At 67.5% G+C, this 18,308-nt stretch carries 17 protein-coding genes; 5 read left to right on the top strand and 12 right to left on the bottom strand.

The features are described 5' to 3' along the window. Positions 1-17: 17 nt before the first annotated feature. Entirely contained in the window at positions 18-2,294 is a 2,277-nt protein-coding gene (locus PRL19_RS03820) for an NADP-dependent malic enzyme (RefSeq protein WP_273743927.1), read from the bottom strand. A 93-nt stretch (positions 2,295-2,387) separates the two neighbouring features. Then, complete coding sequence (locus PRL19_RS03815) at positions 2,388-3,113, bottom strand: proteasome-type protease (RefSeq protein WP_045982660.1); 726 nt, start codon at positions 3,111-3,113, stop codon at positions 2,388-2,390. Positions 3,114-3,266: 153 nt separating this feature from the next. Between PRL19_RS03815 and PRL19_RS03810 the strand changes: the two genes are divergently transcribed. Then, entirely contained in the window at positions 3,267-5,240 is a 1,974-nt protein-coding gene (locus PRL19_RS03810; RefSeq protein ID WP_420704420.1) for a bifunctional 2',3'-cyclic-nucleotide 2'-phosphodiesterase/3'-nucleotidase, read from the top strand. Between the two features lie 33 nt (positions 5,241-5,273). Here PRL19_RS03810 and PRL19_RS03805 read toward each other — a convergent pair whose 3' ends face one another. The 4 genes from PRL19_RS03805 to PRL19_RS03790 all read right to left on the bottom strand — a co-directional run bounded on the left by PRL19_RS03805 (position 5,274) and on the right by PRL19_RS03790 (position 9,802). Further along, a complete protein-coding gene (locus tag PRL19_RS03805) occupies positions 5,274-6,080 on the bottom strand; it encodes a transglutaminase family protein (RefSeq protein ID WP_045982659.1) in 807 nt (268 codons plus the stop codon). Positions 6,081-6,083: 3 nt separating this feature from the next. Continuing rightward, a complete protein-coding gene (locus tag PRL19_RS03800; protein ID WP_045982658.1) occupies positions 6,084-7,040 on the bottom strand; it encodes an alpha-E domain-containing protein in 957 nt (318 codons plus the stop codon). A 14-nt stretch (positions 7,041-7,054) separates the two neighbouring features. Further along, a complete protein-coding gene (locus PRL19_RS03795) occupies positions 7,055-8,464 on the bottom strand; it encodes a circularly permuted type 2 ATP-grasp protein (protein WP_273743925.1) in 1,410 nt (469 codons plus the stop codon). A gap of 177 nt (positions 8,465-8,641) precedes the next feature. Continuing rightward, the gene (locus PRL19_RS03790) at positions 8,642-9,802 is read right to left on the bottom strand and encodes an acetyl-CoA C-acyltransferase (protein WP_420704409.1); all 1,161 of its coding nucleotides are present in this window, start codon (positions 9,800-9,802) and stop codon (positions 8,642-8,644) included. A gap of 91 nt (positions 9,803-9,893) precedes the next feature. Between PRL19_RS03790 and PRL19_RS03785 the strand changes: the two genes are divergently transcribed. Further along, positions 9,894-10,226, top strand: a complete 333-nt coding sequence (locus PRL19_RS03785) for an STAS domain-containing protein (protein ID WP_273743924.1) — start codon at positions 9,894-9,896, stop codon at positions 10,224-10,226. Further along, positions 10,223-10,723 carry an ATP-binding protein gene (locus PRL19_RS03780; protein ID WP_273743922.1) on the top strand — a complete coding sequence of 167 codons (501 nt, stop codon included), beginning with the start codon at positions 10,223-10,225 and terminating at the stop codon, positions 10,721-10,723. Before PRL19_RS03785 ends, PRL19_RS03780 begins: the two co-directional genes overlap by 4 nt. On the opposite strand, the gene hspQ is transcribed toward PRL19_RS03780, so the two are convergent. The 5 genes from hspQ to PRL19_RS03755 all read right to left on the bottom strand — a co-directional run bounded on the left by hspQ (position 10,720) and on the right by PRL19_RS03755 (position 15,244). Continuing rightward, positions 10,720-11,067 (bottom strand): heat shock protein HspQ, encoded by a 348-nt coding sequence (hspQ, locus tag PRL19_RS03775; RefSeq protein WP_369799424.1) that lies wholly within the window; start codon positions 11,065-11,067, stop codon positions 10,720-10,722. The two genes, PRL19_RS03780 and hspQ, sit on opposite strands and share 4 nt — an antisense overlap. 74 nt (positions 11,068-11,141) lie before the next feature. Continuing rightward, on the bottom strand, positions 11,142-11,597 hold the full coding sequence (locus PRL19_RS03770; protein WP_139598662.1) for a CreA family protein: 456 nt from the start codon (positions 11,595-11,597) through the stop codon (positions 11,142-11,144). A gap of 3 nt (positions 11,598-11,600) precedes the next feature. Then, on the bottom strand, positions 11,601-12,323 hold the full coding sequence (locus tag PRL19_RS03765) for a metallophosphoesterase (protein WP_273743920.1): 723 nt from the start codon (positions 12,321-12,323) through the stop codon (positions 11,601-11,603). A gap of 71 nt (positions 12,324-12,394) precedes the next feature. Further along, positions 12,395-13,984 carry a phosphoglycerate dehydrogenase gene (gene serA, locus PRL19_RS03760; protein ID WP_273743919.1) on the bottom strand — a complete coding sequence of 530 codons (1,590 nt, stop codon included), beginning with the start codon at positions 13,982-13,984 and terminating at the stop codon, positions 12,395-12,397. A gap of 114 nt (positions 13,985-14,098) precedes the next feature. Next, positions 14,099-15,244, bottom strand: coding sequence for a phosphoserine transaminase (locus PRL19_RS03755; protein ID WP_273743918.1), 1,146 nt, complete (start codon positions 15,242-15,244; stop codon positions 14,099-14,101). Between the two features lie 133 nt (positions 15,245-15,377). On the opposite strand from PRL19_RS03755, the gene serB reads away from it, so the two are divergent. After that, positions 15,378-16,256: a phosphoserine phosphatase SerB gene (gene serB, locus PRL19_RS03750; protein ID WP_273743917.1), complete on the top strand. Its 879-nt coding sequence runs from the start codon at positions 15,378-15,380 to the stop codon at positions 16,254-16,256. Positions 16,257-16,310: 54 nt separating this feature from the next. Beyond that, complete coding sequence (locus PRL19_RS03745) at positions 16,311-17,069, top strand: TSUP family transporter (RefSeq protein WP_273744453.1); 759 nt, start codon at positions 16,311-16,313, stop codon at positions 17,067-17,069. A gap of 117 nt (positions 17,070-17,186) precedes the next feature. Here PRL19_RS03745 and PRL19_RS03740 read toward each other — a convergent pair whose 3' ends face one another. Next, entirely contained in the window at positions 17,187-18,173 is a 987-nt protein-coding gene (locus PRL19_RS03740; protein WP_273743916.1) for an asparaginase, read from the bottom strand. Positions 18,174-18,308: the final 135 nt, after the last annotated feature.

Here is an 18,308-nt window from a genome sequence, read left to right as displayed (position 1 = left end):
CCCCCTTCGGTACGCCCTCAGCCCTGCGCGCCGACCCCGCCCGCGGCAATCGCGGCCATGTTTAGGATGTCGCTGACGGTCGAGTTGGTCGAACAGATCTGGATCGGGCGCGCCACGCCCGTCAGGATCGGGCCAATGACGGTCGCGCCCGCCATCTCCTGCATGAGCTTGACCGAAATCGAGGCCGAATGCCGCGCCGGCACCACCAGCACGTTCGCGGGCGCGGTCAGGCGGCTGAAAGGATAGCGTGCGGCCGCGTCCATGTTCAGCGCCACGTCCACGGTCATCTCGCCCTCGTATTCGAAATCGGCGCCGCGGCGGTCCAGGACCTTGGCGGCCTCGGCCATCTTGATGGCGCGTTCGCTGACCGGATAGCCGAAGTTCGAAAACGACAGGAAGGCCACGCGCGGCTCCAGCCCCAGGTTGCGGGCGACGGCGGCGCCGCGGGCGGCGATGTCGGCCAGATCCTCGGGTTCGGGCCATTCATGGACCAGCGTGTCGCCGATCAGCACGATCCGGCCGCGGTGCAGCACGGCGGTGATCCCCACCGCCCCGTCCTGCGGGCGCACGTCGAAGACATGGCCGATCTGCGCCAGCACCGGTGCGTTCTTGCGCGTGGCGCCGGTCACCAACCCGTCGCCATGCCCATGCGCCAGCATCAGCGCCGCAAAGATGTGGCGGTCGCGGTTGGCCAGCTTGAACGCGTCCTCGCGGTCGACGCCCTTCCGTTGCAGGCGCTGGTACAGGAACTCGTGATAGCTGTCCAAATGCCGGGTGTTGGCGGCGTTCACGACGCTGATCTCTCGGAAGGCGTCGCCCATGCCCAGGGCCTCCAGCTCGGCCTTGACCTCGGCCTCGCGGCCCACGACCAGGGACTGGCCCATGCCGGTGCGCTGCCATGCGACGGCGGCGCGCAGCACGCGCGGATCGTCGCCCTCGGCAAAGATCATCCGGGCCTGGGCCTGCCGCGCGCGGGCATGGATGCCCTGCAGGATCGCGGCCGTCGGGTCCATCCTGTTCTTCAGCGTCTGGACATAGCCATCCATGTCGATGATCGGGCGCCGCGCGACGCCCGTGTCCATCCCGGCGCGGGCGACCGCGGGCGGGATCACGTGGATCAGCCGCGGATCGAAGGGCGTCGGGATGATGTAGTCGCGCCCGAACTGCAGCTTGCGGCCATAGGCGACGGCGACCTCGTCGGGGACATCCTCGCGCGCCAGGCGGGCCAGGGCCTCGGCGCAGGCGATCTTCATCTCGTCGTTGATGGCGCGGGCGTGGATGTCCAGCGCGCCGCGGAACAGGTACGGGAACCCCAGGACGTTGTTCACCTGGTTCGGATAGTCGCTGCGGCCGGTGGCCACGATCGCGTCGGGGCGGACGGCATGCGCATCCTCGGGCGTGATCTCGGGGTCGGGATTCGCCATGGCGAAGATCACCGGGTTGTCGGCCATGCTGACGACCATGTCCTGGGTCACCGCCCCCTTGGCGCTGACGCCCAGGAAGACGTCTGCGCCTTTCATGGCCTCCTCCAGCGTGCGGGCGGTGGTCACGACCGCATGGGCCGATTTCCACTGGTTCATGCCCTCGGTCCGGCCCTGATAGATGACGCCCTTGGTGTCGCACATGATGCAGTTGTCATGCCGCGCGCCCATCGACTTCAGCAGTTCCAGACAGGCGATGCCCGCCGCACCCGCGCCGTTCAGGACGATCCGCACATCCTCGATCTTCTTGCCCGACAGCTCCAGCGCGTTCAGCAGGCCTGCGGCGCAGATCACCGCGGTGCCGTGCTGGTCGTCGTGGAAGACCGGGATGTCCATCAGCTCCTTCAGGCGCTGTTCGATGATGAAGCATTCCGGCGCCTTGATGTCCTCCAGGTTGATGCCCCCGAAGGTCGGGCCCATCAGCTTGACGGCGTTGATGAATTCGTCCGCGTCCTCGGTGTCCAGCTCCAGGTCGATGGCGTTCACGTCGGCAAAGCGCTTGAACAGAACCGCCTTGCCCTCCATCACCGGCTTGGAGGCCAGCGCGCCCAGATTGCCCATCCCCAGGATCGCCGTCCCATTCGAGATCACCGCCACCATGTTGCCCTTGGTGGTATAGTCGTAGGCGGTTTCGGGGCGGTCAGCGATGGCCTGGACGGGCACCGCGACGCCCGGCGAATAGGCCAGCGACAGGTCGCGCTGCGTGGTCATGGGGGTCGAGGGCGTGATGTCGTATTTGCCCGGCCTCGGTTCCAGATGATAGGCCAGCGCCTCTTCGGGGGTGATGCGGCTGCGGCTGGTCTTGTCGGTCATGATGTCCCCCGAAGATGATGCTGGGGACTGCTTAACGGCTTGGCAGGACTGCTTCAACGCGGATGCGGTCCGGCTTGCGCTAACAGCTGCGGGTCAGATGCTGACCTTGACGAAGCTGTCGCGCAGCGCCGCGGACCAGGCCGCGCTCATCTGCATGAAGTCCGGATCGCCATCCAGGATGCGGCGGCGCGTGGTGACCGCACAGGCATCGGCGCCGATCACCGCCAGGTCCAGCGGCATCCCCACCGACAGGTTCGACCGCAGCGTCGAATCCATCGATAGCAGCACGGCCTTCTGCGCGTCGGCCAAGCTGGTCGCGGGGGTGACCACCCGGTCCAGGATCGGCTTGCCGTACTTGTGCTCTCCGATCTGCAGGAAGGGCGTGTCCTCGGTCGCCTCGATGAAGTTGCCTTCGGGATAGATCAGGAACAGGCGCATGTCGCCGCCCTTGCGCTGTCCCGCGACGATCATGCTGGCGGATGCCTGCTGCTTGAGGTCGCGGCACTGTTCGGCGATCTCGCGCCGGGTGCGGCACAGCGTGTCGCCGATGATCGTGGCCACGCGCAGCATGGTCGGCGCCTTGAGGATCGAGGTCGTGTCGTCTGCCAGCTCGTCCTCGATCGCCTCCTCCAGGCGGGCGATGGTGGTCTGGGTCACGGACAGCGACCCGGCGGTCATGATCGCGATGATGCGTTCGCCCGGCGCCTCGAAGAAGAACATCTTGCGATAGCACGAGATATTGTCCAGCCCGGCATTCGTGCGGGTATCCGACAGCAGCACAAGCCCGGCATCCAGTTTCAGTCCGACGCAATAGGTCACCGGCACATCTTTCCGTTGCATTCCGCAGGGCAGACTAGGACCGGGGGGCGTGGGCTGCAATCGCTCGTTTGCGGGTCGCGTCATGAAACTTTGGGTCGCCTTGGCGCGCCGAATCGCACATCGTGCAGGTTCCACCACCCAAGGACGAACATGATGACCCATCCTCTTGCCCTCAGCCGCCGCGGTTTCCTGACATCGGGGGTGGCCGGCCTGGCGCTGGTCGCGCTGCATCCCTATTCCGCACGGGCCGAGGCGGGGCAGGCGCATCTGCGCATCATGGAAACGACGGACCTGCACGCGCATGTCTGGCCCTACGACTATTACGCGGACACGGCGACCGACACCCTAGGCCTGGCGCGGACCGCGGCCCTGGTCGGTGCCGTGCGGGCCGAGGCCACGAACGCGCTGCTGTTCGACAACGGCGATTTCCTGCAGGGCAACCCGATGGGCGATTTCATCGCCTATGAGCGCGGGATGGAGGGGGATGCGACCCACCCGGTGATCCAGGGGATGAACGCCCTGGGCTATGACGGCGGGACCCTGGGCAACCACGAATTCAACTATGGGCTGGAGTTCCTGGGCGCCAGCCTGGCGGGCGCGGGCTATCCCGTCGTCTGCGCCAACGTGGTGACCGAGGCCGGCGCCACCCCGGACCAGGACCGGACCCTGGTGCCGCCCTATGCGGTGATCGACCGGGACCTGACCGACGGGGCGGGCGCCACTCATCCGATCCGCATCGGCATCATCGGCTTCGTGCCGCCGCAGATCATGCAATGGGACCGCGCGCATCTGGAGGGGCAGGTCACCGTCCGCGACATCGTCGAGGCGGCCCAGGCCTGGGTGCCCAAGCTGCGTGCCGAGGGGGTGGACCTGGTCGTGGCGCTGGCCCATTGCGGCATCGGCGGGCGGACCGCTGAACCGGGGATGGAGAACGCGGCCATTCCGCTGGCGGCCATCGACGGCATCGACGTCATCCTCACCGGGCATTCGCATTCGGTCTTTCCCGGCCCCGACTACGACGGCGTGGCCGGGGTGGATGCCGCGGCCGGCACGATCGGCGGCAAGCCCGCGGTGATGGCCGGGTTCTGGGGGTCGCATATGGGCCTGGTCGATCTGCTGCTGGAGCGGCAGGGCGACGGCTGGACCATCGTCAGCCACCAGGTCGAGGCGCGCCCGATCTATCAGCGCGACGACGAGGGCGTGGTGACCCCCCTGGTCGAGAGCGTACCCGCCATCGAGGAGGCGACCGCCACCGAACACCAGCAGACGCTGGATTATGTCCGCCGACCCGTCGGCCAGACCAGCGCCGCGCTCTACAGCTATTTCGCGATGGTGGCGGATGATCCTTCGGTCCAGATCGTGTCGAACGCGCAAAGCTGGTACATCGCGCAGATGCTGGCCGGGACCGAGCACGAGGGGCTGCCCATCCTGTCGGCGGCGGCGCCCTTCAAGGCGGGCGGGCGGGGCGGGCCCGATTACTTCACCGACGTGCCGCCGGGCGACATCGCCATCCGCAACGTGGCCGACCTGTATCTGTATCCCAACACCATCCGCGCCGTGCGCGTGACCGGCGCGCAGGTCAAGGACTGGCTGGAGCGCAGCGCCGGGGCCTTCAACCGGATCGAACCGGGGCAAGCGGACCAGATGCTGCTGAACCCCGACTTCCGCAGCTACAACTTCGACGTGATCGACGGGGTGACCTATCGGATCGACCTGTCGCAGCCCTCGCGGTTCGACGCCGACGGGGCGCTGGCCAACGCGGACGCGAACCGCATCGTCGATCTGGCCATCGACGGGCAGCCGGTCGATCCGGCGGCCGAGTTCATCATTGCCACCAACAACTATCGCGCCACCGGCGGCGGGTCGTTCCCCGGCGCGGATGGCTCGACCGTGGTGTTCGAGGGGCCGGACACCAACCGCGACGTGATCGTCCGCTATATCCTGGACCAGGGGACGATCAACCCGTCGGCGGATGGCAACTGGTCGTTCGCGGCGCTGGACGGCGCGACGGTGCTGTTCGACACGGGGCCGGGGGCCGCGGCCTATCTGCAGGACGTGACCGCCCTGACCATCGAACCGGCGGGCGATGCGCCCGAAGGCTTTGCCCGCTATCGCATCACCCTGTGACGACAGGTGGACCGGGGGTGCTGCCCCCGGTTCCTACTGGGCCATCTCCTCGACCCGGACGCTGACATCCATGTCCTCGGAGCCGGTGCCCAGGGCAACGCCCCGGATCGGGGCCGCGTCCGCCGCGTCCAGGCCCGACCCCAGACGGACATAGCGTTCGTCCGGGCAACAGCGGTTGGCGGCGTCGAATCCGACCCATCCCAACCCCTCGACATGGATCTCGGCCCAGGCATGGGCCGCGTCATGGGCCTGCCCGTCGATGGTCGAATGCAGATAGCCCGACACATAGCGCGCCGGCAGGCCGCGCAGGCGGGCGATGGCGGTCAGGGCGTGGGTGTGGTCCTGGCAGACGCCTTCTCCCAAGGCCAGGGCCTCGGATGCGGTCGTGCCGGTATGGGTCACGCCGGGGCGGAACGCGATCCGGTCGCTGACCGACATCGACAGCTGATGCGCCAGGTCCAGCCGGTCGGTGCCCTCGACCGACTGCGCCAGATCGCGCAGCGCGTCGTCGGGGCGCGTGGCGGGACTGTCGCGCAGATAGGTCAGCGGGTGGATCATCTCGCGGTGGCCGCGCAGGACGCCTGCCGTGTCGCGGGTGTCGATGCGTCCGCTGATGCGCACGGTCACATGATCGACCGGACCGCGCACGGTCCAACCCTCGATCCAGTCGCCGGCACCGTCGCGGAACCCCGGCCCCTTGACGCCGCCCGACACGTCGACCTGCCATTCATGGGTCTTCTGCCCCTCGAACACCGACGGCGTCAGGCGCAGGCTCTGCACCAGGTTCCGGATCGGCTGGCCATAGCGATAGACCGTCTCGTGAGAGATCTTCAGGCGCATGGGTCACACCCCTCCAAGCAGGTAATCCTGGTGCACCAGGTTGGAAATCTCGGACAGTTCCAGGATGAACCAGCTGAGGAACTCGTGCAGCCCCTCGTCGAAGATCATCTCGATGTCGCGTGCCTGCAGGGCTGCCAGAACCTCACGCGCCTTGTCGCGGGCGCTGGTCGGCACCCCGTCGCCATAGCGCCGCGCCAGCCCTTCAAGGTGCCACACGGTCTCATACAACGACGTGATCAGCGCGCGGGGGCTTTCCCCGTTCAGGATCAGGAAATCGGCCACCTGGCCCGCGGTGATGTCGCCGCCATAGGCCCAGTGATAGGCCCGGTGCGCCGACAGCGCGCGCAGGATCACCTGCCATTGATAGGTGTCCAGCCCCGATCCCACGAACTCGATCCGCGGCAGCAGGACGAAATACTTGACGTCCAGCAGGCGCGCGGTCGCGTCGGCGCGTTCCAGCCCGTATCCCAGGTTCATGAAGTGCCAGCCGTCGTTCCTCAGCTGCGTCGCGTTGATCGCGCCGCGCACGGTCGAGGTGTGGCCGGTGGTGAAATCGGTCAGCCCTGCGGTGTCCAGCTTTGCACGCGGCTGGCGTTCGATCCGGCGCAGCTCCTGGAAGGCCACGTTCAGCGCGTCCCAGACCTGGCTGGTCAGCGCGGTGCGCACGATCCGACCGGCCTCGCGCGCCTTTTCAAGGCAGCTGGCCACCGATGACGGGTTGGCGCGGTCGAAGAAGATGAACTCCTCGATGTTCTCCTGGGTGATCTCACCGTATTTCTGCGCGAACAGGTCCGAACTGCCCGAGGCCTGCAGCAGCGAGTTCCATTCGTTCTGGTACCCGGCCTCGGTGTTGGGAAGCAGCGTGATGCGCTGTCCCACGTCCAGCAGGCGCGCGGCGGTTTCGGCACGTTCCAGATGGCGGCCCATCCAGAACAGGTTCGAGGCGGTGCGGCTGAGCATCGTGTTACGTCCCCTCATTCCGACAACACCCAGGTGTCCTTGACACCCCCGCCCTGGGACGAGTTCACCACCAGCGACCCCTCGCGCAGCGCGACGCGCGTCAGCCCGCCCGGCACCAGCTCGATCCGGTCGCCGCACAGGCAATAGGGGCGCAGGTCCACGTGGCGCGGCGCGATGCCCTCGTCCACGAAGGTCGGGCAGGTCGACAGTGCCAGCGTGGGCTGGGCGATGTAGTTCGACGGATTGGCCTGGATCTTGGCGCGGAAGGCCTCGATCTCCTCCCTGGTCGACTTGGGACCGACCAGCATGCCGTAGCCGCCCGATCCGTGGACCTCCTTGACGACCAGTTCGGGCAGATGCTCCATCACATAGCGGTAGTCGTCGTCCTTCCACAGCGTCCAGGTCTGGACGTTGTTCAGGATCGGCTCCTCTCCCAGATAGAAGCGCACCATCTCGGGGACGAAGGTGTAGATCGCCTTGTCATCGGCCACGCCCGCGCCGGGGGCCGAACAGATCGACACGCCGCCAGACCGGTACACGTCCATCAGCCCCGGAATGCCCAGCATCGAATCGGGGCGGAAGCACAGCGGGTCCAGATAGGGGTCGTCGATCCGGCGATAGATCACGTCCACGCGCTTGGGCCCGGTGGTCGTGCGCATGTAGCAGAATTCGCCATCCACGAACAGATCCTGCCCCTCGACCAGCTCGACCCCCATCAGGTTGGCCAGAAAGCTGTGTTCGTAATAGGCGCTGTTGTAATGGCCCGGCGTCAGGATCACGCAGGTCGGCCGGTCGCTGCATTTCGCGGGCGCCACCGATTCCAGCGTGCGGCGCAGAAGGTCGGGATACTGGTCGACAGGTTCGATGCGGTTGCCGCGGAACAGGGCCGGGAACATGCGCATCATGATCTCGCGGTTCTCCAGCATGTAGCTGACGCCCGACGGCGTGCGGCAGTTGTCCTCCAGCACATAGAACTCGTCCTTGGCGGTGCGGACCAGGTCGATGCCGATGATGTGGGAATAGATGCCGCGTGGGGGCACGAACCCCACCACCGACTTCTCGAATGCCTCGTTCTGATAGACCAGGCGGGCGGGGATGCGCCCGGCGCGGATGATCTCTCCGCGGCCATAGACGTCGCGCAGGAAGGCGTTCAGCGCGCGGGCGCGCTGCTTGATGCCGCGTTCCAGGCGGCGCCACTCGGCCTGCTCGAACACGCGGGGCATCATGTCGAAGGGGATCAGCCGGTCCGGGTCGCCCCCCTCGCCATAGACGGCGAAGGTGATGCCGATGCGCCGGAACAGCGCCTCGGCTTCGGCCTGCTTCATCTGGCGGAAATCGTCGGGCATGGTCTCGACCCATTCCCGCAGGCGGGCATAGGGGTCGCGGACGGTGTCGCCCTCGTACATCTCGTTATAGTAACTCATCACTCCCCCACTGGCTGACGCAACGCTTCCGGGTCTTTCCTTGGATCGATGATCCGCGCCCGGTTCCGGTAAGTCCACAGCAGAACCGCCGGATTTGCCCATTGGTTCCGCAGCTTGGCGCCGTGGCGGGGGCGCCGCTGCCGGCGCCCGGGGCAGCCTGCCGGTTTGGCAGGCAGATCAGCACAGTTCGACCGCCAGCGCGGTTCCCTCGCCGCCGCCGATGCAGATCGCGGCCACGCCCCGGCGCAGCCCTCGCGCCTGCAGCGCATGGATCAGCGTGACGATGATCCGCGCCCCCGACGCGCCGATCGGATGGCCCATTGCGCAGGCTCCGCCATGCACGTTCACGCTGTCATGGGACAGGCCCATCCGCGCCATGAAGGCCATCGGCACGACGGCAAAGGCCTCGTTCACCTCCCACAGATCGACGCTGTCGCTGTCCCATCCGATCCGCGCCAGCAGCTTTTCGGCGGCGGGCACGGGCGCGGTGGGGAACTGGCCGGGGGCCTGGGCGTGGCTGGCATGGCCGACGATGCGCGCGACGGCGCCCTGCGCCCGACCGCCCAGCACCAGCGCCGCCGCCCCGTCCGAGATGGACGAGCTGTTGGCCGCCGTCACGGTGCCCCCGTCGCGGAACGCGGGTTTCAGCAGCGGGATCTTGTCGGGGCGGGCCAGGCCGGGCTGTTCGTCGGTGTCGACCACGGTGACCTTGCCGCGGCCGGGCACGGTGACGGGTGTGATCTCGGTCGCGAACGCGCCGCCGGCGATGGCCTCCTGCGCGCGCGTCAGGCTGGCCAGGGCGAAGTCGTCCTGCGCCTGGCGGGAAAAGGCGAATTCCGCGGCGCAATCCTCGGCAAACGTGCCCATCAGGCGGCCCTTGTCATAGGCATCCTCCAGCCCGTCCAGGAACATGTGGTCCAACGCCTGTGCATGCCCCAGGCGCGCCCCGGCGCGCATTTTGGGCAGCAGGTAGGGAGCGTTCGACATGCTCTCCATGCCGCCCGCGACGACGATGCCGGCGCTGCCGGCGCGGATGGCATCGGACGCCATCATCACGGCCTGCATCCCCGATCCGCACATCTTGTTCAGCGTCGTTGCCGGCACCTCCTGTCCCAGCCCCCCGGCAAAGCCCGCCTGCCGCGCCGGGGCCTGGCCCTGGCCCGCGGGCAGGACGCAGCCCATGAACAGCGCATCGACCGCGGGCCCGCCCGCGCGCGCCAGTGCCGCGGCGATGGCCGCCCCACCCAGATCGGCCGCGGACACCCCCGACAGCGCGCCCATCAGCCCGCCCATCGGCGTGCGCGCCGCCCCCAGCACGTAGATGTCCTGAATTGTCATGATCTTTCCCCCCGATCTGTCCTCGCGCTTACCGGATCGTAACCTTTGGGGTCTAGTCAAGGATGCAGATGCGCAAGGAAGGCCCGGAATCATGCAGTTCATCGTCGAAGACGCCGAATCCCATCTGAACATCACGGTGACGGAACCCCGGATCGACGCGGCGATTGCGACCCTGTTCAAGGACAAGCTGCGCGAGATCGTGGTCAAGAACCGCAAGCCGGTGCACATGGACATGGCGGCGGTGGACTTCATGGACAGCTCTGGCCTGGGGGCGATGATCGCCGTCCGCAAGAGCCTGCCCGAGAACCTGGCGCTGGTGCTGTTCGCGCTTACGCCCAATGTCGAACGCGTGTTCCGCCTGACGCGGATGGACAGCGTGTTCGACATCCAGCCCCGCACCGCTCAGAAGGAGCAACGAGAATGACACCCAGTGAACGCTCCGATCCGGGCATCGGAAACCGTGCATCCGCACTGACGCAGCCGATGTTCCACCGCGTCCTGAACGCCCATCCGATGATCGTGCGCGACACCCTGCAGGACGTCCGCCAGCGTTTCCGCGGAGAGGTGGGCGACGACACTCTGGGCCGGCTGGAACTGGTCTTGGCCGAGGTGATGAACAACGTCGCCGAACACGCCCCGCTGGGCCAGGCGGAACAGGCGCGGCTGCCGGTGATCCACCTGTGCATCGTGCGCCACAGTTCGGGCCTGGCCTGCGCGCTGACCGATGACGGGATCTCGCTGCCTGACGACTGCCTGCTGCCGCGCAACCTGCCGCCGATGGTCGCGGACGATCTGCCCGAAGGCGGCTTCGGCTGGTTCCTGATCCAGGACCTGACGCAGGCCCTGTGCTATTACCGCGAGGAAAGCCGGAACTATCTGGCCTTCAGCATCCCCTTTGCCCAGATGGAGGTCGACGCCTAGTTGACCGGTCCCGCCAGGAAATAGCGGCCGTCCTGAAAGGCGCTGAACATGTCCCCGACCTCGGGGTGGTCCAGCGGTTCGCCCGACACGTCCAGTTCAAGGTTCTGCTCGGACACATAGGCCACGTAATAGGTCGCCTCGGTCTCGGCGAACAGGTGATAGAACGGCTGGTCGCGATCGGGGCGCGAATCCTCGGGGATGGATTCGTACCATTCCTCGGTATTCGCGAATTCGGGATCGACGTCGAAGATCACGCCCCGGAACGGCCGCGAACGGTGCCGGACGACCTGTCCCAGGCTGTATTTCGCGTGGCGGCTTTGGGCCTGCATTCGGGCGGTATCCATCGTTCGTGTCAGGGATCAACAAAAGTCAGCGCGCCTTCTAGCGCGCCGCGACGGTCCTGTCCACCGGCAGGCGATCAGGGGGCGATGTCGTCCGCCGTCAGGGGCACGGTCGCCATCGACATCTTGGCCGACCCCTCGCTGACCTGGTTGGCATGGGCCAGATAGACCAGCACGCGGTTGTCGGCGTCATAGATGCGCTGCACCCGCAGCGACTTGAACACCAGCGAACGCCCCTCGCTGAACACGTTTTCTCCCTCGCCGGGGGTCAGGGCGCTGACGTCGATGGGCCCGGTGCGGGTGCACTGGATCGCGCTGTTGGACGGATCCTCGAACCAGTTGCCCTGGCTCAGCCGGTCCAGGACCGAGCGGCTGAAATAGGCCAGGTGGCAGGTCACGCCCGGCACCTCGGGGTCCTTGATCGCCTCGATGACGACATCGTTGCCGACCCAGTCCACGCCGACGCGGCCGACCTCCTCGGCCTGCAACGACAGGGGGGCAAGGGTCAGGGCAAGGGTCAGGGCAAGGCGCATGGTCTACTCCGGCAACAGGGGCTGGCGGCCCGATTCGGTCAGCAGGTGCACGGCACCCGGTTCGATGACGGCGGCGGACAGCGGCCGGCCATAGGCGGCGCCCCCGTCCAGGTTCAGGCGGTTTGCGTACAGGGCAGGGGCCTCCAGCGCGGTGTGCCCGTGCACGACCAGCGGCCCGAAATCGACGTCGCTGTCCAGGAACCCCTGGCGGATCCAGACCAGGTCGCCCTCTGCCTGGTCCTGCAGGTCGATGCCCGGGCGGATGCCCGCATGCACGACCAGCGCCAGCGGATGAAGATACCACAGCGGCAGTGCCGCCAGGAACCGCGCGTGATCCGCAGGAACCGCCGCCCGCGCATCGCGCAGCAGCGCCTCGCGCGGCTGATCCGGGTCCACGCCATAGGACCGCAGCGTCGCGGCCGCGCCCAGACCCGGATGGTCTACCCAATGCTGTCCGGACGACAGGCCCGGGTCGATCCAGTCAGGCTGGTTCAGAAACGCGGGCAGAAAGCGGTCGTGATTGCCGCGGGTGACGATCCAGGGCCGCGCCGCCTGCTGGCCGCGCAACAGGTGGTCCACCACGCCGCGCGAATCGGGACCGCGGTCGATCAGGTCGCCCACATGGGCGATGACCGCATCAGGCCCGCCGTCGTCGAAGATCCGCTGATGCGAGGCCTTCAGCAGGTCCAGCTGTCCGTGAATGTCGCCAATCGCATAAAGTCGCATCTGTCACCTGGCCGTGGCGCGCGGCAGGGAGGGTCCGCACGCCCCTTGGGTAAGGGCGTGCGGGGCCGAGGTCAAACCTCGAACTGCAGCCGGCGGGCCTGCAGGAACTTGCCGGTGTTCTGCAGCGTGGCCAGGGCCTCGTCGCTGATCGCCTCGTCCAGGTACAGGATCGCGATGGCATCCGCCCCGTTGGCGGCCCGCCCCAGGGTAAAGTTCGCGATGTTCACGCCCAGATCGCCCAGGGTCATCCCAAGCGCGCCGATGACGCCGGGAACGTCCTTGTTGCGGGTGTACAGCATGTGGCTTCCCACCTCGGCGTCCACGTTGATCCCGCGGATCTGGATAAAGCGCGGCTTGCCATCGCTGAACACCGTGCCCGCGATCGAGCGTTCGCGCGTCTCGGTCACGCAGGTGACCTTGACGTAACCCTCATAGGCGCCGGCCTTGTCCTGCTTGGTGGTGGACACCTGCACGCCGCGATCCTTGGCCATGACCGGGGCCGACACCATGTTCACGTCCGGGTTCGACGCCTTCATCACGCCCGCGATCACCGCCGCGTTCAGTGCGTTCAGGTTCATCTCGGACACGACGCCGTCATACAGCACGTTGATCGCCTTGATCGGCTCGTCGGTCATCTGGCCCACGAAGGCGCCCAGATGCGCGGCCAGCTTGATCCAGGGGCCCATCACCGCGGCCTCCTCGGCCGTGACCGAGGGCATGTTCAGCGCGTTCTGCACCGCGCCCGTCAGCAGATAGTCCGACATCTGCTCGGCGACCTGCAGGGCGACGTTCTCCTGCGCCTCGGTCGTGGCGGCGCCCAGGTGGGGCGTGACGACGACGTTGGGCAGGTTGAACAGCGGGCTTTCCGTCGCGGGCTCGACGGCAAAGACGTCGAATGCGGCACCCGCCACGCGCCCGTCCTTCAACGCCTCGGCCAGCGCCTCCTCGTCGACCAGGCCGCCGCGGGCGCAGTTGATGATGCGCACGCCCTTCTTCAGCTTGCCGATGGCCTCGCGCGATAGGATGTTGCGGGTCTTGTCGGTCAGCGGCACGTGGAAGGTGATGAAGTCGGACTTGCCCAGCAGGTCGTCCAGCTCGACCTTGGTCACGCCCAGTTCCTTGGCGCGATCCTCGGACAGGAAGGGGTCATAGGCGAGCACCTTCATGTGCAGACCCAGGGCGCGGTCGATCACGATGCCGCCGATGTTGCCCGCCCCGATCACGCCCAGGGTCTTGTTGAACAGCTCGACCCCCATGAAGCGGTTCTTCTCCCACTTGCCGGCATGGGTGCTGACGCTGGCCTCGGGCAGCTGGCGCGCGACCGCGAACATCATCGCGATGGCATGTTCGGCCGTGGTCACGCTGTTGCCGAAAGGCGTGTTCATCACGATCACGCCCTTCTTGCTGGCGGCCGGGATGTCGACGTTGTCGACCCCGATGCCGGCGCGGCCGATGACCTTCAGGTTGGTCGCGCCTTCCAGCAGCTTGTCGGTGACCTTGGTCGCCGACCGGATGGCCAGCCCGTCATACTGGCCGATCACCTCGGCCAGCTTTTCCTTGTCCTTGCCCAGATCGGGCAGGTAATCCACCTCGACGCCGCGATCGCGAAAGATCTGGACGGCGGTTTCCGACAGCTTGTCGGACACGAGAACCTTCGGCATGTCATTCATCCTTGTGTGGGAACGCCCGGGCATGGCCACGCTGACGTCTGGCTTCTTCGTTGGAAAAATACCCTGCGGGTGTCCGGGGCGCGCAAAGCCCCCCGGCTTGTCAGGTCACTGCGCGGCCAGTTCGGCGCGATAGGCCCATTCGACCCACGGCATCAGCGCCGCGACATCGGCGGTCTCGACCGTCGATCCGCACCAGATGCGCAGACCCGCAGGTGCGTCGCGATAGGCGCCGGCGTCCAGCGCCACGCCCTCCTTCTCCAGGCGCTTGGCCACGGCCTTGGCAAAGGCCGCGCCGTCCTTGATCGCCGGATCGGTGAACTTCAGGCAGACGCTGGTCGTCGACGCGGTGGCCGGATCCTCGGCCAGATCGGCGATCCAGTCCTTGTCCGCGATGAAATCGCGCACCGCGCCCGCATTGGCATCCGCCCGCGCGATCAGCGCCGTGAGGCCGCCCAGGGATTGCGCCCATTTCAGCGCGACCAGGTAATCTTCGACCGCCAGCATCGAGGGCGTGTTGATCGTCTCTCCCTTGAAGATGCCCTCGATCAGCTTGCCGCCCTTGGTCATGCGGAAGATCTTGGGCAGCGGCCAGGCAGGGGTATAGGTCTCCAGCCGTTCGACGGCGCGCGGCGACAGGATCAGGACGCCATGCGCGCCCTCGCCGCCCAGCACCTTCTGCCAGCTGAAAGTCACTACATCCAGCTTGTCCCAAGGCAGGTCCATGGCGAAGGCCGCGCTGGTCGCGTCGCAGATGGTCAGGCCCGCGCGGTCGGCGGGGATCGCGTCGCCGTTCGGCACGCGCACGCCGCTGGTGGTGCCGTTCCAGGTGAAGACGACGTCCTTGTCGAAATCGACCTCTGCCAGATCGACGATCTTGCCGTAATCGGCCTTGCGGACCGTGGCGTCCAGCTTCAGCTGCTTCACGGCATCCGTGACCCAGCCCTCGCCGAAGCTTTCCCAGGCCAGCATCTCGACGGGGCGGGCGCCCAGCAGGGTCCACATCGCCATCTCGACCGCGCCGGTGTCGGAACCGGGGACGATGCCGATGCGGTAATCGGCCGGCACGCCCAAGACCGCACGGGTCAGCTCGATGGCCTCGGCCAGCTTGGACTTGCCGACGGCGGCGCGATGCGACCGGCCCAGGGGCGCGTCCGACAGCATGTCCAGCGAATAATGGGGGATCTTGGCGCAGGGGCCCGAGGAAAAGCGCGGATTTTCCGGCCGCGCAGCCGGGATCGCATGATCGGTCATGTGACTAGCCTTCCAGCTAAAAAGCCCCTCGTTGGGGAGGGGTGTCCCACCGACCGACCTAAGGCCCCTCCCGCTCTGGCGCAAGAAAAAACTTTGTCCTACACCCGCAGGCAACCGCACAAGGACCGCGCCCATGTTCACCGTCTCGCTGATCGCGGCGCCTGCCGCAGCCAATCTGGATGATGCGCTGCCCGGCGGTCTGGCCGACCGGTGGGGCGGCGACGTGACGCGCTGGCTGTCGCCGGGCGTGGCTGCCGAATTCGACATCGCGGTGCTTCCGGGCGATTCGGATCAGGTCTGGTCCGACCTGCAGGCCATCGGCATCGACCTGGCGATCCAGCCCGCGGGCGGGCGGCGCAAGCGCATCCTGATCGCCGACATGGATTCGACCATGATCGATCAGGAATGCATCGACGAACTGGCCGACATGGCGGGTTTCGGCCCCCGCGTGGCCCAGATCACCGCCCGCGCCATGAACGGAGAGCTGGACTTCAACGCAGCGCTGACCGAACGCGTGGCCCTGCTGGCGAACCTGCCGGAGACGGTCATCGCCCAGGTCCTGGCCGAACGCATCACCTATGCCGCGGGCGGGGCCGTGCTGGTCGCGACCATGCGCGCGCACGGAGCCTATGCCGCGCTGGTCTCGGGGGGCTTCACCAGCTTCACCCGGGCCGTGGCCCAGACCCTGGGCTTTGACGAACATCGCGCCAACACGCTGCTGGCGCAGGATGGCGTGCTGACCGGGCAGGTCGCCCTGCCCATCCTGGGCCGCGAGGCCAAGGTCGATGCCCTGACCCAGATCGCCGCCCGCCTCGGCACCACGCCCCAGAACGCGATCGCGGTGGGCGACGGCGCCAACGACCTGGGCATGATCCAGCTGGCCGGTGCCGGCGTGGCGCTGCACGCGAAACCCGCGGTCGCCGCCCAGGCCCAGATCCGCATCAACCACGGCGACCTGACCGCGCTCTTGTACCTGCAGGGCTTCGCGGACGAGGATTTCGTCACCCCCTGATTTCTCCTTTGTCCAAATACCCCTGCGACGATTGCCCCACCGAAAGTCCCGATGATGTTCGAACTGACCGCCGACCTGGTGATGCTGCTGATGATGGCGGCCTTTGCCGCAGGCTTCGTCGATGCCATCGCGGGCGGGGGCGGGCTGATCACGCTGCCCATCCTGATGCTGGCGGGACTGTCGCCCGCGCAGGCGCTGGCCACGAACAAGGTGCAGGGCGTCTTCGGCGCGGGGACGGCCGCGCTCAGCTATGCAGCGCGGGGTCTGGTCGATCTGCGCAGCCAGTGGAAATCCGCGCTGATCGCGGGGGCGGCGGGGGCCGCGGGGGCGGCGCTGGTCAGCGCGATCCCCACCGACGGGTTGCGGCTGATCCTACCGGTCATCCTGATCGGCATCGCGTTGTTCTTTGCGCTGAAACCCGGACTGAACGACCTGGACCGCACGCGCCGCCTGACGCCCCTGGTCTTTGCGGCGACGGTGGTGCCGTTCGTGGGCTTCTATGACGGGCTGATCGGGCCGGGGGCGGGGGCGTTCTACATGATCGGGTTTGTCACGCTGGCCGGATACGGGGTTCTGAAGGCCACGGCCCATACCAAGCTGCTGAACTTCGCCTCGAACCTGGGCGGGCTGGGGGCCTTCGCGCTGGTCGGCCAGCCGCTGTGGCTTTTGGGCATGGCGATGGGGGCGGCGCAGATCGCGGGGGCGATGCTGGGCGCGCGGCTGGCCTCGCGCATCGGCGCGCGGCTGATCAAGCCGCTGCTGGTCGTGACCTCGACCCTGTTGGCGGGTCGGCTGATCTGGCAGATGATCTGAGACCGCGCATCCGGCGCCCGCTCTGCCAAGGGGCGCCGGTTCGGGGCACGGGAACGGGACGGGGGCATCCCGTGCCGTACAGTAAAGCACGGCTCCATGTCGGGGATGTGACGGCCCTCAGGCGGGAAAGCCCGGCGCGCGGCGCAGGTTGCCCGTGACCATGCCGCGACAGTTCAGGATCGGTCCGTCCAGAAGCGCCTGCGCCGCCGGATGGGTCGCATCCAGAACGCCCAGGTGGATCAGCAGCGCGGTAATCGCGGCCTCGCTGGCGCGGGTGCCGCCATCGGTGATCTTCAGCGCGACGCCCAGGCCCTGGTCGGGCAGGATCGCCACGAACACCGCCTCGGCCCCGGTCTTGATCGCCGCGACGCCCCCCATCGCGCGCATCAGCTCGGTGCAGGACCGACCCTCGCCCGCGACCATCTCGGGGTGGCTGCGCATCGCGTCCACCAGCCGCCGCATCGCCTGGCCGCGCCGGTCGGTGCCGGGATTGGCGAACCGCGCCATCGCGCGGGCCAGCCCCTCGACCGTGCAGGCCCAGTTCGGGGCCGAACAGCCGTCGATGCCGAAACCGGGGCTCTCCTCGTCGGTGACCTCCTCGAAGGCGGCCTTGACGGCACGCTGGACCGGGTGGTCGGGCTCTACATAATACGGCCCGCCCTTCAGGTGGCGGTTCAGCGTCAGAAAGCCCGCATGCTTGCCCGAACAGTTGTTGTGCAGCTGGCAGGGCGCGCGGTCCGAACAGGTCAGGCGGCGGTTCTCCTCCGCGTCGCGCGGCATGTGGCTGCCGCAGCGCAGGTCGGGCTCGCCCAGGCCCAGCCCGGTCAGCCAGCCGTCCACGGCCGTGACATGAATCGCCGCCCCCGAGTGGCTGGCACAGGCCAGGGCCAGCTGGCGGTCGGTCAGACCCGCCGCATCGGCGGCACCGCTTTCCATCAGCGGCAGCGCCTGGATCATCTTGCACGACGACCGCGGATAGATCACCTGCCCGGGTCGCCCCCAGGCCTCGACCACGCCATGGGCGTCGCAGATCACGGCATGGCCGGCATGCAGGCTTTCGCGCATGTCGCCGCGCCACAGTTCGATCATTTCTGCGGACCGCATGTTTTCTCCCTGACAATTGCGCGATTGTGCTTGCGCAGCCTTTAACGGGCGGCGATTTTCGCTATCCTGACGACAGATGGTTGAAAAGACCACAGCAATCAGGAAGAACGCCGGGCGAAGCGGCGAATTGAATTG

Source organism: Paracoccus marcusii (genome assembly GCF_028621715.1).
In the GTDB taxonomy this organism is placed as follows: domain Bacteria; phylum Pseudomonadota; class Alphaproteobacteria; order Rhodobacterales; family Rhodobacteraceae; genus Paracoccus; species Paracoccus marcusii.
This window is presented reverse-complemented; position numbering and strand designations above follow the sequence as displayed.

Coding starts and splice junctions, on each gene's coding strand:
- PRL19_RS03820 (WP_273743927.1), bottom strand. CDS start 2,294: ATGACCGACAAGACCAGCCGCAGCCGCATCACCCCCGAAGAGGCGCTG.
- PRL19_RS03810 (WP_420704420.1), top strand. CDS start 3,267: ATGACCCATCCTCTTGCCCTCAGCCGCCGCGGTTTCCTGACATCGGGG.
- PRL19_RS03805 (WP_045982659.1), bottom strand. CDS start 6,080: ATGCGCCTGAAGATCTCTCACGAGACGGTCTATCGCTATGGCCAGCCG.
- PRL19_RS03800 (WP_045982658.1), bottom strand. CDS start 7,040: ATGCTCAGCCGCACCGCCTCGAACCTGTTCTGGATGGGCCGCCATCTG.
- PRL19_RS03795 (WP_273743925.1), bottom strand. CDS start 8,464: ATGAGTTACTATAACGAGATGTACGAGGGCGACACCGTCCGCGACCCC.
- PRL19_RS03790 (WP_420704409.1), bottom strand. CDS start 9,802: ATGACAATTCAGGACATCTACGTGCTGGGGGCGGCGCGCACGCCGATG.
- PRL19_RS03785 (WP_273743924.1), top strand. CDS start 9,894: ATGCAGTTCATCGTCGAAGACGCCGAATCCCATCTGAACATCACGGTG.
- PRL19_RS03780 (WP_273743922.1), top strand. CDS start 10,223: ATGACACCCAGTGAACGCTCCGATCCGGGCATCGGAAACCGTGCATCC.
- hspQ (WP_369799424.1), bottom strand. CDS start 11,067: ATGGATACCGCCCGAATGCAGGCCCAAAGCCGCCACGCGAAATACAGC.
- PRL19_RS03770 (WP_139598662.1), bottom strand. CDS start 11,597: ATGCGCCTTGCCCTGACCCTTGCCCTGACCCTTGCCCCCCTGTCGTTG.
- PRL19_RS03765 (WP_273743920.1), bottom strand. CDS start 12,323: ATGCGACTTTATGCGATTGGCGACATTCACGGACAGCTGGACCTGCTG.
- serA (WP_273743919.1), bottom strand. CDS start 13,984: ATGCCGAAGGTTCTCGTGTCCGACAAGCTGTCGGAAACCGCCGTCCAG.
- PRL19_RS03755 (WP_273743918.1), bottom strand. CDS start 15,244: ATGACCGATCATGCGATCCCGGCTGCGCGGCCGGAAAATCCGCGCTTT.
- serB (WP_273743917.1), top strand. CDS start 15,378: ATGTTCACCGTCTCGCTGATCGCGGCGCCTGCCGCAGCCAATCTGGAT.
- PRL19_RS03745 (WP_273744453.1), top strand. CDS start 16,311: ATGTTCGAACTGACCGCCGACCTGGTGATGCTGCTGATGATGGCGGCC.
- PRL19_RS03740 (WP_273743916.1), bottom strand. CDS start 18,173: ATGCGGTCCGCAGAAATGATCGAACTGTGGCGCGGCGACATGCGCGAA.